At 38.7% G+C, this 14,484-nt stretch carries 19 protein-coding genes; 14 read left to right on the top strand and 5 right to left on the bottom strand.

The annotated features are described in order from the left end of the window. Nucleotides 1-84: 84 nt before the first annotated feature. From upp to F5ESL0259_RS03605, 14 genes are all read left to right on the top strand, one after another. A complete protein-coding gene (upp, locus tag F5ESL0259_RS03540) occupies nucleotides 85-714 on the top strand; it encodes a uracil phosphoribosyltransferase (RefSeq protein WP_046324708.1) in 630 nt (209 codons plus the stop codon). Nucleotides 715-831: 117 nt separating this feature from the next. After that, nucleotides 832-1,545 carry a F0F1 ATP synthase subunit A gene (gene atpB, locus F5ESL0259_RS03545; RefSeq protein ID WP_046324709.1) on the top strand — a complete coding sequence of 238 codons (714 nt, stop codon included), beginning with the start codon at nucleotides 832-834 and terminating at the stop codon, nucleotides 1,543-1,545. 18 nt (nucleotides 1,546-1,563) lie between these two features. Further along, a complete protein-coding gene (atpE, locus tag F5ESL0259_RS03550) occupies nucleotides 1,564-1,788 on the top strand; it encodes a F0F1 ATP synthase subunit C (protein ID WP_034981200.1) in 225 nt (74 codons plus the stop codon). A gap of 45 nt (nucleotides 1,789-1,833) precedes the next feature. Next, nucleotides 1,834-2,346, top strand: a complete 513-nt coding sequence (gene atpF, locus F5ESL0259_RS03555) for a F0F1 ATP synthase subunit B (RefSeq protein WP_046324710.1) — start codon at nucleotides 1,834-1,836, stop codon at nucleotides 2,344-2,346. Next, the gene (gene atpH, locus F5ESL0259_RS03560; protein ID WP_046324711.1) at nucleotides 2,346-2,894 is read left to right on the top strand and encodes an ATP synthase F1 subunit delta; all 549 of its coding nucleotides are present in this window, start codon (nucleotides 2,346-2,348) and stop codon (nucleotides 2,892-2,894) included. Before atpF ends, atpH begins: the two co-directional genes overlap by 1 nt. A 14-nt stretch (nucleotides 2,895-2,908) precedes the next feature. After that, a complete protein-coding gene (atpA, locus tag F5ESL0259_RS03565) occupies nucleotides 2,909-4,420 on the top strand; it encodes a F0F1 ATP synthase subunit alpha (RefSeq protein ID WP_046324712.1) in 1,512 nt (503 codons plus the stop codon). A gap of 11 nt (nucleotides 4,421-4,431) precedes the next feature. Then, nucleotides 4,432-5,394, top strand: coding sequence for a F0F1 ATP synthase subunit gamma (locus tag F5ESL0259_RS03570; protein ID WP_122037499.1), 963 nt, complete (start codon nucleotides 4,432-4,434; stop codon nucleotides 5,392-5,394). 22 nt (nucleotides 5,395-5,416) lie between these two features. After that, entirely contained in the window at nucleotides 5,417-6,856 is a 1,440-nt protein-coding gene (atpD, locus tag F5ESL0259_RS03575) for a F0F1 ATP synthase subunit beta (protein ID WP_046324714.1), read from the top strand. A gap of 11 nt (nucleotides 6,857-6,867) precedes the next feature. Continuing rightward, nucleotides 6,868-7,305 (top strand): F0F1 ATP synthase subunit epsilon, encoded by a 438-nt coding sequence (locus F5ESL0259_RS03580; protein WP_046324715.1) that lies wholly within the window; start codon nucleotides 6,868-6,870, stop codon nucleotides 7,303-7,305. A gap of 74 nt (nucleotides 7,306-7,379) precedes the next feature. Continuing rightward, nucleotides 7,380-7,610: a DUF1146 family protein gene (locus F5ESL0259_RS03585; protein ID WP_034981184.1), complete on the top strand. Its 231-nt coding sequence runs from the start codon at nucleotides 7,380-7,382 to the stop codon at nucleotides 7,608-7,610. A gap of 81 nt (nucleotides 7,611-7,691) precedes the next feature. Beyond that, on the top strand, nucleotides 7,692-8,681 hold the full coding sequence (locus F5ESL0259_RS03590) for a rod shape-determining protein (protein WP_046324716.1): 990 nt from the start codon (nucleotides 7,692-7,694) through the stop codon (nucleotides 8,679-8,681). 16 nt (nucleotides 8,682-8,697) lie between these two features. Further along, nucleotides 8,698-8,991, top strand: a complete 294-nt coding sequence (gene yidD, locus F5ESL0259_RS03595; protein ID WP_046324717.1) for a membrane protein insertion efficiency factor YidD — start codon at nucleotides 8,698-8,700, stop codon at nucleotides 8,989-8,991. Nucleotides 8,992-8,999: 8 nt separating this feature from the next. Further along, on the top strand, nucleotides 9,000-9,227 hold the full coding sequence (locus tag F5ESL0259_RS03600; RefSeq protein WP_110445998.1) for a DUF2969 domain-containing protein: 228 nt from the start codon (nucleotides 9,000-9,002) through the stop codon (nucleotides 9,225-9,227). Between the two features lie 17 nt (nucleotides 9,228-9,244). Continuing rightward, complete coding sequence (locus F5ESL0259_RS03605; RefSeq protein ID WP_122037500.1) at nucleotides 9,245-10,438, top strand: FtsW/RodA/SpoVE family cell cycle protein; 1,194 nt, start codon at nucleotides 9,245-9,247, stop codon at nucleotides 10,436-10,438. A gap of 45 nt (nucleotides 10,439-10,483) precedes the next feature. Here F5ESL0259_RS03605 and F5ESL0259_RS03610 read toward each other — a convergent pair whose 3' ends face one another. The 5 genes from F5ESL0259_RS03610 to rpsD all read right to left on the bottom strand — a co-directional run bounded on the left by F5ESL0259_RS03610 (nucleotide 10,484) and on the right by rpsD (nucleotide 14,164). Further along, nucleotides 10,484-10,939, bottom strand: coding sequence for a universal stress protein (locus F5ESL0259_RS03610; protein WP_046324721.1), 456 nt, complete (start codon nucleotides 10,937-10,939; stop codon nucleotides 10,484-10,486). Between the two features lie 44 nt (nucleotides 10,940-10,983). After that, entirely contained in the window at nucleotides 10,984-11,265 is a 282-nt protein-coding gene (locus tag F5ESL0259_RS03615) for a hypothetical protein (RefSeq protein WP_046324722.1), read from the bottom strand. Between the two features lie 447 nt (nucleotides 11,266-11,712). After that, nucleotides 11,713-13,014, bottom strand: a complete 1,302-nt coding sequence (locus F5ESL0259_RS03620) for a replication-associated recombination protein A (RefSeq protein WP_122037501.1) — start codon at nucleotides 13,012-13,014, stop codon at nucleotides 11,713-11,715. Next, on the bottom strand, nucleotides 13,015-13,482 hold the full coding sequence (locus tag F5ESL0259_RS03625) for a YueI family protein (protein WP_122025966.1): 468 nt from the start codon (nucleotides 13,480-13,482) through the stop codon (nucleotides 13,015-13,017). A 70-nt stretch (nucleotides 13,483-13,552) separates the two neighbouring features. Beyond that, the gene (gene rpsD / locus F5ESL0259_RS03630; protein WP_046324725.1) at nucleotides 13,553-14,164 is read right to left on the bottom strand and encodes a 30S ribosomal protein S4; all 612 of its coding nucleotides are present in this window, start codon (nucleotides 14,162-14,164) and stop codon (nucleotides 13,553-13,555) included. Nucleotides 14,165-14,484: the final 320 nt, after the last annotated feature.

Raw genomic sequence — 14,484 nt, forward strand, 5'->3', positions numbered from 1 at the left:
AATTTTAGTAGCAAGGGACTTTAAACCCTCTGCTTTTTTTATTAAAATACACGTAAACGTAATTATGTTTATAGGAGGAAAAAGATGGGCAAATTTACGGTTTTGAATCATCCGTTAATTCAACACAAGTTAACAATTATCAGGCGTAAGGAGACAAGTTCTAACGAGTTTCGGAGAATAGTTGGTGAAATCGGGGGACTGATGACTTACGAGATTACCAGAGATTTGCCGCTGAAAGATGTTGAAATTGAAACACCAATTGGCAAGACAACCCAAAAAGAGATTGCCGGCAAGAAATTGACTATTGTGCCAATTTTACGTGCAGGTATCGGTATGCTTAATGGTGTTATGGAAATGATTCCGTCAGCCAAGGTAGGAGTAATTGGTATGTATCGGGATGAAGAAACTCTTATGCCTCACGAATATTTCTGCAAAATGCCTAAAGACGTTGCAGAGCGTGAATGTCTTGTGGTTGACCCAATGCTTGCCACTGGCGGCTCCGCTAATATGGCAATTGGTGCGCTTAAAAAGCGGGGCGTTAAAGTGATTAAGCTGGCTGTTCTTGTAGCCGCTCCTGAGGGTGTCAAAGCTATTCAAGAAGAGAATCCGGATGTCGATATTTATGCTGCCGCCGAAGATGAAAAATTGTTGCCAAACGGCTATATTACACCTGGCTTAGGAGATGCCGGCGATAGATTATTTGGTACCAAATAATCTTTTTTATGTAAATTAATTGCAAAATACGCTTACATTTTTCACAAAATTATTGAATGGTGTTAATATTGTATGAGTGTTCGATAATTTGGGCACGAGAAGGGAGGTCACGAAGAATTGGAGCAATCATTTGTTTTTAAATTTCTGGGTTTGACATTTGATCTTTCTGGGATCATTGGTTCAACTTTAATGGCAGCTGTCGTATTGTTTGTCTGCATCTGGTTATCAAGAAAAGTTGAGATGAAACCAAATAAAAAGCAAAATATCATGGAATATTTGATTGACTTTACTGATGGAATTGTTAAAGACAATGTCAGTGATGTTGATGCACGAAAGCACCTTTCGCTTTATGCTTTTGTCCTTTTTATTTACATTTGGTTTATGAACCAGTTGGGCCTCTTCTTAGAGGTTAAGGCGGGAGACAACATTTTTGTAAAATCTCCCACAGCAGATCCGGTAACGACAATGTCGTTTGCAATGATGACCTTGCTTCTTTCATTCACATTCGGTATGCAGAAATTCGGTACTGGTGGCTACTGGCGTAATTATGCCGAACCTGTTAGTTTTCTTTTTCCAATCAATATGATTGAAGAAATCACTAACTTTTTGACATTATCTTTGCGTTTATATGGTAATATTTACGCTGGCGAAGTGTTATTAACTTTAATAGGTAATAGCTTTGCTCCTAGCTTTGGTGTTATCACTTTGGTGTTAGCAGCACCGCTTGCTATGATCTGGCAAGGATTCTCTGTCTTCATTGGCTCTATCCAGGCATATGTTTTCGTAACTTTATCCATGGTTTATGTTGGGAAAAAAGTTACAAAAGAATAATTTATTGGAGGTTTAAATATGTCACAAGCTTTTAAATATATCTCAGCAGCGATTGTAGCTGGTATTGCTGCATTGGCAGCTTCTTGGGGTAATGGTAAAGTTATCACTAAGACAGTTGAGAGCATGGCTCGTCAACCTGAAAGTGCTGGTAACTTAAGATCAACAATGTTTATCGGTGTTGGTCTGATTGAAGCCGTTCCTATTTTGGCGATTGTTGTTGCTTTCCTGATTCTCTTCGTTTAATTTTTTTATTTAAAACAATTTAGATAAAAGAGAGAAGGGCAGTAAATGACATTTCAAATTTTATTTGCAGCCTCGGCAGGTCATATTTATCTGGGTAATACTATCTGGTATTTAATTGTTTTCGCAATTTTACTTATTTTGGTTAAACATTATGCATGGGGACCTGTTTCCGACATGATGGAAAAAAGACGCCAAAAGGTAATCAATGATCTTGATTCAGCTGCAGACAATCGCAAAAAAGCCGAAGTTTTGGCTAATGAGCGTGAAGCTGCCTTGAAGAACTCAAGACAAGAAGCAACGCAAATTCTTACTGATGCAAAAGCGAATGCTGAAAAAACCAGCACCCAGATTGTTGCAGAAGCTAATGATAATGCGGCTTCGATTCATGAGAAGGCAAAGGCCGATGCTGCTCAGGCTAAAGCGGATGCCTTAGATGAAGCTCGTGCACAAGTTGCAGATATTTCTGTCACGATTGCAGAAAAAGTAATTGCGAAGAACTTATCTGCTGATGACCAAAAAGATTTGGTTGATCAATTTATTAAGGGGCTGAATAAATAATGGCCTTAAGTAAAGCGGAAATTGCTGCACGTTATGGTACTGCACTATTTGATTATGCCGAAGATATGGCTGCTTTGGATACTGTTCATGCAGATATGCAGGAACTAGCTGAGGCTATTTCCAATTATCCGCAAATTTTGCAAGTTTTTAGCGACCCAATTTTTAATAGTGCCGAAAAAGCGAAATCGCTTTCTGTGATTGAGCAAGGTCTGTCAGAAGAAGTTCAGAATTTTTTGAACCTATTACTGGATTATGACCATTTTATGGAATTGCCGGACATTATAAACTGTTTCAATGATTTGTATAATAAAAATCAAAAAATTGAAACGGGAGTTGCTGTTTCAGCAGTAGCGCTTGATCAAAGACAATTGCAGGAATTAGGTACTAGTTACGCTCGAAAATTTAATTTGCGAAAAGTCATTCTCACTAATGAGGTTGATCAAAGTATAATTGGCGGCGTGATTTTAAAAGTTGGTGATTGCGTAATCGATGGGTCAGTCAAGAACAAACTGAATAAGATTCGTGCGCAGTTAATTAATAAAAATTAAAAGAGGTGAAACCATTGAGCATAAAAGCAGAAGAGATTAGCTCTTTAATCAAGCAGCAGCTTGAACACTATGATGATAAACTCGACATTAATGAAGTTGGAGTTGTAACATACATAGGTGATGGTATCGCCCGGGCTCACGGATTGAACAATGTTTTGGCCAACGAACTATTGGAATTTGACAATGGTTCTTATGGTATTGCACAAAACCTTGAATCAAATGATGTTGGTATCATTATTCTAGGCAATTTTGATGATATTCGTGAAGGTGACCAAGTCAAAAGAACCGGTGAGATTATGCGTGTGCCGGTTGGTGATGCACTAATTGGTCGCGTGGTAAACCCATTGGGGCAGCCAGTTGATGGACTTGGCGAAATAAAAACGTCAAAGACTCGTCCAATCGAGGCTTCGGCACCGGGTGTTATGGAACGCCAGTCAGTTAATCAACCGCTGCAAACAGGTATCAAGGCTATTGATGCCTTAGTGCCAATTGGTCGCGGTCAGCGTGAGTTAATTATTGGTGACCGTAAGACTGGAAAAACTAGTTTGGCAATTGATACTATTTTGAGCCAAAAAGGTCAGGACGTAATTTGCATTTATGTCTTTATTGGTCAGAAGGAATCAACTGTCAGAGCACAAGTAGAAACTTTAAAGCGTTTTGGCGCAATGGACTATACAATTGTTGTCGAAGCTGGGCCAAGTGAACCCGCACCAATGCTATATATAGCACCATATGCCGGAACGGCAATGGGTGAAGAATTCATGTATAACGGCAAAGATGTTTTGGTAGTCTTTGATGATCTATCAAAGCAAGCTGTTGCTTATCGTGAACTTTCTTTACTTCTCCGTCGTCCGCCTGGTCGTGAAGCGTATCCTGGTGATGTCTTCTATTTGCATTCACGTTTACTTGAACGTAGTGCGAAGTTGAGTGATAAACTTGGTGGCGGTTCAATGACGGCCATTCCATTTATTCAAACTGAAGCGGGAGATATTTCAGCTTATATTCCAACTAACGTGATTTCAATTACTGATGGACAAATTTTCTTGCAAAGCGACTTGTTCTTTGCAGGAACCCGTCCTGCCATTGATGCCGGTAACTCAGTTTCCCGTGTTGGTGGTAGTGCCCAGATTAAGGCAATGAAAAAAGTTGCTGGTACGCTTCGTACCGACCTGGCAGCTTACCATGAACTTGAAAGTTTTGCTCAATTTGGTAGTGATCTGGATCAAGCAACTCAAGCAAAGTTAAATCGTGGACGCAGGGTTGTTGAAGTGTTAAAGCAGCCACTTCATACACCAATTCCGGTTGAAAAACAGGTTATCATTCTTTACGCCTTAACTCACGGCTATCTTGATTCCGTTCCAGTTGATGATATTGCCAGATTTGAAAAAGAGTTATATGACAATTTCGATACTAATCATGCAGATTTGCTAGAGCACATTCGTAAGACTGGTGAATTGCCGGATGAGAAGAAATTACAAGAAGCAATTTCTAAATTTGCGGATAGTTTTTCACCAAGTAATAAATAGGAGGTAGTTAGATGCCTGCATCTTTACTTGCGTTGAAGAAGAAAATAGCTTCAGTTAAGCAAACTGGTAAAATTACTGAGGCCATGAGAATGGTTTCGGCATCAAAGTTAAACCAAACTGAAAAGCGGGATAAGGGTTACACGATCTACAATGATCACATACGGCAAACTTTATCGCGCTTGATGAGTGCTGAAGTCGTCAGCCATTTGCGTAAGGCACATGTTGCAATTGATGAAGACAGCATTAGCAAAATCGATTATGAAAATGTCTTTGGTTTGGGTGTTGTTTCCGATATGGTTCAAGCACGCAAAAAGGTCAATTCCACTGGTTATTTGGTTATTACCGGTGACCGTGGTCTTGTTGGTTCTTATAATAGTGCTGTCATCAAAAACATGATGGGATTGTTTGAGGATTCGAAGGCTGAACACAAAGATATTAAGGTTTTGGCTGTTGGCTCAGTCGGTGCTGATTTCTTTAAGAAAAACAAGCTGAACGTTGTTTATGAAAATGACAGTATTAGTGACGTACCTACTTTTGATGAAGTTTTACCAATTGTTTCAACTGCAATCAAAATGTATTTGAACGGAGTTTATGATGAATTATATGTATGTTATACTCACCACATCAACTCACTTTCATCTGCATTTCGGGTTGAAAAAATGTTGCCAATCGTTGACATTGATATAGGTGTCAAGGAAGCTGAAGCCCATCAAGATTTGGAATACGATATCGAACCTGATGTTAATGCTGTTTTAACCACACTAATTCCCCAATATGCCCGTTCTACTATTTACGGTGCTATTCTGGATGCCAAAACTGCTGAACATGCCAGTTCAATGACTGCCATGCAGAGTGCTACGGACAACGTTGACGATTTGGTTTCGAGTTTAACTACTAAATTAAACCGTGCAAGACAAGCAGAAATCACTACTGAAATTACTGAAATTGTCAGTGGTGCTAACGCTTTGAAATAATTAAGAAAAGGAGGTAGATGTTTTGAGTGAAGGTGAAGTTGTTCAAGTAATCGGCCCAGTTGTCGATGTCAAATTCCCGCTTGACAAAAATCTGCCTGATATTGACAATGCTTTGCGCGTCGTTAAGTCGGACGATGAATCTGTTGTTCTCGAGGTTACACTAGAGCTTGGCGATGGTGTTTTAAGAACAATTGCGATGGAATCTACCAATGGTCTTAGACGCGGAATGAAGGTTGAAGACACAGGTGGCCCTATTTCAGTACCGGTTGGTAATGATACTTTAGGACGTGTTTTTAATGTTTTAGGTGAGCCTATTGACAACGGCCCTAAATTTGCAAAAGATCATGCTCGTGACAGTATTCATAAGAATGCTCCTAAATATGATGAATTAACAACGAGTCAGGAGATTCTTGAAACTGGTATTAAAGTAATTGATTTACTTGAACCTTATGTCCGTGGAGGAAAAGTCGGCCTGTTTGGTGGTGCCGGTGTTGGTAAAACCACTATTATTCAGGAACTTATCCATAATATCGCCCAAGAGCATGGTGGTATTTCAGTCTTTACTGGTGTTGGTGAAAGAACACGTGAAGGTAATGACCTTTACTTTGAGATGAAAGCATCTGGAGTTTTAAGCAAAACTGCCATGGTCTTTGGTCAAATGAATGAGCCGCCTGGTGCCAGAATGCGTGTGGCATTAACTGGACTGACCTTAGCTGAGTACTTTAGAGATGTTGAAGGCCAAGACGTTCTGCTCTTTATCGACAACATTTTCCGGTTTACTCAAGCTGGTTCCGAAGTTTCCGCTCTGTTAGGACGCATGCCCAGTGCCGTTGGTTATCAGCCAACCTTGGCAACAGAAATGGGCCAATTGCAGGAAAGAATTACTTCTACCAAGAAGGGTTCTATTACCTCAATTCAAGCGGTCTATGTTCCGGCTGATGACTATACTGACCCGGCTCCAGCTACTACTTTTGCTCACCTTGATGCTACTACCAATTTGGAACGTAGTTTAGTTGAGCAAGGTATATACCCGGCTGTTGACCCGCTGCAATCTACTTCAAGTGCTTTGGATCCTGAAATTGTGGGCCAAGAGCACTATGAAGTCGCTACTGGCGTCCAGCATATATTGCAAAGATACCATGAATTGCAAGACATCATTTCTGTTTTGGGAATGGATGAATTATCTGACGAGGAAAAGGTGATAGTTAGCCGTGCTCGTAAAGTTCAATTCTTCTTATCGCAAAACTTCTTTGTGGCTGAACAGTTTACTGGTGTGCCTGGTTCTTATGTTCCAATTAAAGAAACTATTAAGGGCTTTAAGATGATTTTAGATGGTCATTTAGATGATCTTCCAGAAGATGCATTCCGTAGTGTCGGCCCAATTGAAGATGTTTTGAAAAAAGCAAAGCAAATGGGTGTAACTCCGAGTGATCCTGAAGCTAAAGCATTATTAGAAAAGTAAGGTGATGTCAAGTGGCAGATCCAGAAAAACTTTTTATGGTAAATGTTGTAACTCCGGATGGTCTAATATTTTCTCATCATTCTAGTATTGTTGAAATGCGTGCAATTGATGGTCAACGTTCAGTGATGTATAATCACTTACCGATTTTGACTCCGCTAGCAATAGGTGAGATTAAAGTTAAAAGAAGTCGGGAAATGAACAATATTGTCAACCATATTGCTGTTAGTGGTGGCTATTTTGAATTTTCAAATAATGTGGCTACCATTATTGCTGACAGCGCTGAGCGGGCAAATAATATTGACGTTTCCCGGGCTAAAGCAGCTAGAGAACGTGCTCAAAATGCACTGAAAAAGGCTCAGGCTGCCCATGATCAACGATCACTTGAGCGGGCACAGGTTGCACTTAGAAGAGCCGTTAACCGAATAAGTGTTTACAATTCAGTCAAATAGATTTAAAGTTTTAAGCGGATGCACTGCTTTTGTGTGTCCGCTTTTATTGTAACTTAGGAAAAGTGGAAAAGAATATGTTTCAACTTGGCGTTCATGCTTTAATTAGTATAGTAATTTATTTAATTACGATTGGTTTGTCCTTTCAGATTATGAAAAGTGTTCGTATTGAAAAGATAATTCGTAAAAACAGGATATTTGAAGCACAACTGCTACTTATCTTTGCTGCAATTGCTTTAGGCTTTCTAGTGGGTAATTTCTTTATTACATTAATTGATACTTCATTGCAGTTAAGTAATTTCTTTTAAGACTTGGTAAAGCGGATAAAGTCGCCGACAAACTTAAAATCTTTATGGTAAAATATACATTGAATATGATGGAGGATTATCGTGGCACGAGATATAGGAATAGATTTAGGAACAGCAAATGTGCTCATTAATGTTTCTGGTAAAGGAATTGTCTTAAATGAGCCTTCTGTTGTTGCTGTCAATACAAGTACAAATAAAGTAGTAGCAGTTGGTACAGAAGCCTACAAGATGGTAGGAAGGACTCCGGGGAACATCCGTGTAATCCGTCCTTTAAAAAATGGTGTTATCGCTGATTTTGATATCACAGAAGCAATGCTGTCTTACTTTATTGAAAAATTAAACGTTAAGGGCTTTATGTCCAAGCCAAATATTTTAATTTGTGCTCCGACAGGAGTAACATCAATTGAACAGAAGGCAATTATTCAGGCTGCGGAAAAATCGGGTGGAGGCAAAGTTTACCTTGATTTTGAGCCTAAAGTTGCTGCTGTAGGTGCAGGGCTTGATATTTTCAAACCTCAAGGCAACATCGTAATTGATATTGGTGGTGGTACTACTGATATTGCCGTTTTATCAATGGGTGAAATTGTTACAAGTCAATCATTGCGTTATGCTGGGGATCATATGAACCAAGCTGTTGTTTCTTACATTAAGAATAAACATAACTTGCTAATTGGTTCACGCACTGCGGAACAGATTAAAATCGAAATTGGTAGTGCTTTTGAACCTGATAAGAACGAAACTATCACTGTTCGCGGTCGCGATGTGGTTGACGGTCTGCCAAAACAGGCTACTGTTACTGCGCCTGAAATTCAAGAAGCTCTTCATGATGGCTTGATGACTATTATTGCTGCTACTAAAGAGGTTTTGGAAAAAACGCCACCGGAGCTTTCTGCGGATATTATTGACCGTGGAATTATGCTGACAGGTGGTGGAGCATTGCTTAAGAATATTGATAAGCTAATTTCTTATTACCTTAAGGTACCAGTATTAACGGCCGATCATCCACTTGAAGCTGTGGCACTTGGGACGGGAATTTTACTTAAGAATATTGAAAAACATCAGCGTCACTAATCTTGGGAGGCTAGATTTGCGTAAAATTTTGATTTATTTGGTTAAAATCTACCAGAAGTTTATTTCTCCTGCTTTACCAAAATCATGCCGTTATTATCCAACATGTTCGACCTATATGGTTGACGCATTGACCAAATTTGGTCCTCTTTTAGGACTTATTATGGGAATATCACGTATATTACGCTGCAATCCTTTTGTGCGTGGTGGTGTTGATCCGGTACCAGATAAATTTACAATTTTTCGTAATCCTCATCCAGAACGATATGAAGATGAGATTATTGCAAAGAAATTCCATCCTAATACGAAATAGGAGTATTTATGTCAAAAAAACCAGAAAATATTAATGTGGAAATTAATGAAATTAAGGGTAAGCAAAACCCAACCTGGGAAGTAGTAATTCCCCAGAAAAAATCTATTGGCGTGATTGAAAAAATTGCTGGCCGTTATCGGGCTACAACCGGCAAAACCAACAGCGTCTTGTATGCAAAAAGTTTGGAAAGCAGTATTAATGATTTGCTTTCATACTTCGCTTTGCATGAAAAATAATAGGTTGTGATTAATTAATGGTCAAAGTACAAAATAAAACCAATCTGTTTGATCGAATTGCCTGGAATATTGTTGTCCCTGTGCTCATATTGGCAGCTGTGGGCCTTTATTCCATTTATTTTGCCGCAATTGATGATCCCAGTCATATGGGAAGTCCAGTTAGGGCAGTGGCAATGCAAGGATTATGGTATGTTATCTCGATTGCCGCAGTTGCTTTTGTAATCCAATTTGATGCTGAACAGCTCTACCGCATTGCACCTTATGTATATGGTCTGGGGATAGTGCTTTTAGTTGCGGTTTTGTTCTTTTATAATCGCAGTATAGCTGTAGATACTGGCGCTAAAAGCTGGTTTAAGCTGGGGCCAATTTCTTTTCAGCCATCAGAAGTCATGAAACCAGCCTTTATATTGATGCTGGCCCGGGTTGTGCGTGAGCATAACAATAAATTTGCTCACACAATTAAAAACGACTGGATTTTAATTGGTAAAATGCTGGCTTGGCTGCTACCGATTGCTGTGCTTTTAAAACTGCAAAATGACTTTGGTACGATGCTGGTCTTCATTGCAATTGTTGGTGGCGTAGTGCTAGTATCTGGTATTTCGTGGAAAATAATTGCGCCAATGTTTGTCGCTGTCTTTGTGCTAGGGGTCGTAGTTATTTATATGGTTACCACACCAAGTGGTCAATCATTTCTAAGTCATTTCTTTCAGCCTTATCAATTTAGACGCATTATGTCATGGTTGAATCCATCTAATGACACGTCAAAAGCTGCGTATCAATTATGGCAAAGTATGCAAGCGATTGGTTCTGGTCAAATATTCGGCAACGGCTTTGGTAAACTAAGTGTTTATGTGCCGGTCCGAGGGTCAGACATGGTTTATTCAGTGATAGGAGAATCATTTGGCTTTATTGGAAGTGTAGCAATCATTTTGCTTTACTTATACTTGATAGTGCAAATGGTACGGATCACTTTTGATACCAAAAACGCATTTTATTCTTACGTTTCTACTGGCGTTATCATGATGATACTCTTCCATGTATTTGAAAATATTGGTATGAGTATTGATCTGCTACCTCTGACCGGTATCCCGTTGCCTTTTATTTCTCAAGGTGGATCAGCCTTAATTGGTAATATGATTGGTATTGGTATGATTTTGTCCATGAAATTTCATAATAAAGATTATATGTTCAGTCAAGCAGGAGATTTCTAATTTATCTATACATAAAAAAGAGCATTTCAACTGAAATGCTCTTTTTTAATTACTCAAATTTTCGTTAGAACGACAAACTAGCACGTCACAATCTGCAGTTCTAGTAACATATTCGGTAACACTGCCGATTAATATGCGTTCAACAGCGTTGAGACCTGTAGCTCCTAATACGATTAAATCAATCTGGTGCTTTTTAGGGAATTGGTGGGCGATAATTGCTTTAGGAGCCCCAAATTCAATTGAATAGTGAACCTCACTTACTCCAGCTTCTGTAGCCTGTTGGTAGTAATTTTGCAATTTTTCTTTAGCATCGTTTGATACTTGTTCAACCATTTCTGAATCAAAGCTAGAAACATTTTGGAAGGATCTGGTGTCAATGACATGTAAAATTTCCAAAGCAGCTTCATTTCGCTTAGCCGCAGCTACAGCTTTTTTAAAAGCTAAATCAGCTTCTTTTGAGCCATCAACTGCGACTTGAATACGGTGATATTGTTTCATCATTTAAAACACCTCTCTTACCATTATTTTACCAAATTTTAGTCCAGTTAATCATCCTTTTGATTAAGTAAAAGACTAAAAATTAGGATAGTAATGCTGCTGAGAATTAAAGTAATAAGATTTAAGTATTTATTCTTCTGGAAAACTAAAAATAAACCCAAAATGGTCTCTATAATTAAAATAATAGCTGTCCAAGACATTAGAGAACTAAAATTAGAAATATTTTTACTGTTGTATATTAGGAAATGACGGTGCCGATTATGCCATAAGTAAAAGGCAGTCAATAGCAATACTGCCAGGTAAATTAGAATAACAATTTTAATAGCCATAAATTCTCCAAACAAAAAACGGTCCGCAGACCGCTTTCTAAATTTCTCAAGAAATCCGAGTCGTCGAAACATAGCAAAACAATGCTTGTTGAACCCGCAGTGTTCAAAAAATGAGATGTATCGCAACGAATATGGATCCTATCTTTGAAGATAGTTTTCCGATTCGAAAGTTATTTACTATCTCGCATGTCTTATGTTTGACCGGTCAACCTTATACAATTGAGCTAGTCGATCAACTCAGATCAACTATTATACTACTAAGCATCACGAGTTTTGTCAAGGCAGAAAAATTAGAGGGTACTTTTTAGGATAGCTTTTAAGCTCCTGAACGAACTAAGGTTATCAATATACCGGCTTATTTTGTGCATGACCAAAATAAAAGGGCTGATTTCAAAATAAATCTTCGGCCAGCATCTACTAAAATATTTTCCTTCTATGCAAAACTAATTATTTTAGACCCTGTTTTTGCAATTCATGCAAAGTTTCGTATTGCTTTTTAAACCCTTTTTCTATTTTAGAATTGCCTTTAGGCTGAAAATATCGCGTGCCAACGAGTTTATCTGGTAAATATTGCTGTGGTACCCAATCATTCACATAAGAATGAGGATAAATATAACCTTTACCGTGACCTAATTTTGCTGCACCACTATAGTGTGCATCTTTTAAAGTAGAAGGGATATTGCCATAGTCCTTATTTTTTACATCAGCTAAAGCCTGATCAATAGCACTGATAGCACTGTTACTTTTAGGTGATAAAGCCAGTTCAATCACCGCGTTAGCTAAAGGTATCCGCGCTTCAGGGAAACCCAGACTCTTAGCAGACTGAATAGCTATTTGAGCATGCTGAACGGCTGCGGGATTTGCAAGGCCGATGTCTTCATAGGCAATTACACTTAAACGCCTACAAATTGCTATTAAATCACCAGACTCAATTAGTCGAGCTAAATAATGCAAGGCTGCATCTGTATCAGAACCACGAATTGATTTTTGAAAAGCAGAAACCAGATCATAATGCCCATTGCCCTTAGCATCAAAGTTTTGATTACGCAGCTGGATAGAATTGGCCATTTCATCTTGATCAATGATTAATTCAGTTTCATCATTTTTACCGGCAGCTATCATTTCCTGTTTCGTTGAGCGGACTGCAAGTTCGAGTCCGTTCAGTGTCGAACGTAAGTCACCGTTGCCTTTTTGCACTAATAATTCTCTGGCGCTTGAAGTCAATTTAACGTTGTACTTACCCAAACCAAGTTCACAATCTTTAAGCGCCCGGTCAATTGCTTTATTGACATCATTTTTTGCCAAAGGCTTTAATTCAAAAATCTGGCAGCGGGAACGAATAGCGGGGGAAATTGCTATATACGGATTTTCAGTTGTCGCACCGATCAAAATAATTTGTCCGGATTCTAAAAGAGGTAATAAAAAGTCCTGCTTGGTTTTATCCAAGCGGTGAATTTCGTCTAGGAGCAATATCACCGTACCACTCAATTTTCCTTCCGCGGCTACTTGCTCCAGCTGTTTTTTACTGTCTGTTGCAGCGTTAAGCTGGCGAAAAGCGTATTTGGTGGAACCAGCTATGGCACTGGCAATACTTGTTTTACCTATTCCCGGAGGACCGTAAAGAATCATCGAGGACAACATTTTGGCTTCAACCATCCGGCGAATAATTTTTCCAGGGCCAATTAAATGCTCCTGACCGACTACCTCATCTAACGTTTTTGGTCTCATTCTGTAAGCTAATGGTTTCATTTAATTGTCTCCATGAAAAAGTCGCTGCCAGAAACCAGCTTTTTTAGTTTTGCCACTAGTAAGCAATTCTTGAGGCATTTCGGGTGGATACACTTGACTTATTTCAATGCGCATTTTGTTAATTGCATTTGCAGCTACTACTAAGATTGCCGAGTCATTCGGACCCGTTTTTGCCGTTTCATTGTTAACGATAGTAAAAGAAATTTCGTATTTGCCACAACTAGTTTCCACTTGATCAACAAACTTATCGTGTAAATTGCCATTAATCAGGATATTGTAACCAATATAATCTTTAAAATGGCGTAAAAATAGGTTGGTTAATTTAGGATCTTGCACTTCAGCATTGGTCATTCTAACTAATACCCGCTCGCGAAGAGACCCTAAAAATCTTCTGCGTTCATCCGGCTTTGTTTGGGGTGTGATGCCTTGAGCAGCATTTGAAACTCTGGTATTTAAATCCTCCGTCATTGATTGGTACTCCTTTCGGGTAACAAAAACCCCTCTCCAAGAAGGAAAGGGGTTTGTAAAAACATGGAAATTAAAGTAACTTGTTGTAGTATTCAACAACTAGAGCTTCGTTAATTTCTGGTTCCATTTCATCACGTTCTGGAAGGCGAACAAGTGAACCTTCTACCTTGTTGTCATCGAATGAAACAAAGGATGGGCGGGATACAACTGCTTCAAGTGCATCCTTAACTTGTTGCAGGTTCTTTGACTTTTCCTTAAGACCAATGGTTTGACCAACCTTGACTTCATAGGAAGGAATATCAACACGCTTGCCGTCAACAGTGATGTGACCGTGGTTAACTAATTGTCTAGCTTGCTCTCTAGTAGTAGCCAAACCTAAACGGTAAACAATACTGTCTAAACGGCATTCAAGCAGAACCATAAAGTTAGTACCGTGTTCACCTTCACGGATCTTACCGGCACGTTTGAACAAAGTTCTAAATTGACGCTCATTTAAACCGTACATCCAACGTAACTTTTGCTTTTCATGCAATTGTTCGCCATATTCTGATAAACGACCACGTGAATTAGGGCCGTGTTGACCAGGGGCGTAGTTTCTACGACTAAGCTCCTTGCCAGTACCTGAAAGTGAAATTCCTAATCTTCTGGAACGTTTCCAACTTGGACCTGTATATCTTGACATAAAATCCTCCAATAAAATCTGATAACAGTTTTTGGAGTAAAATAATTACGTATAAGTTTAACATTCGTGCATCTTAATTTTCATTTTCGCCTATTGCAGCGTCGGTTACTCGTTCACTAAAACGTATTAAGATGTTGACGTTCTTGCCACTTATAGCTGCAAATATTTTACACGTTCTATATTATAGTTGTATTACCTTATTAAAGCAAGGAAAATAGCAATTGCTTTAATATTTAATAATTTAACTAGAAAAAATAAAAAGGTGGTAGCAACTTGTTAATACTAGTATACTGCTTTTAATTAAAGAGATATTTATAAAT

The sequence above is a fragment of the Lactobacillus sp. ESL0259 genome (assembly GCF_003693045.1).
GTDB lineage: Bacteria > Bacillota > Bacilli > Lactobacillales > Lactobacillaceae > Lactobacillus > Lactobacillus melliventris.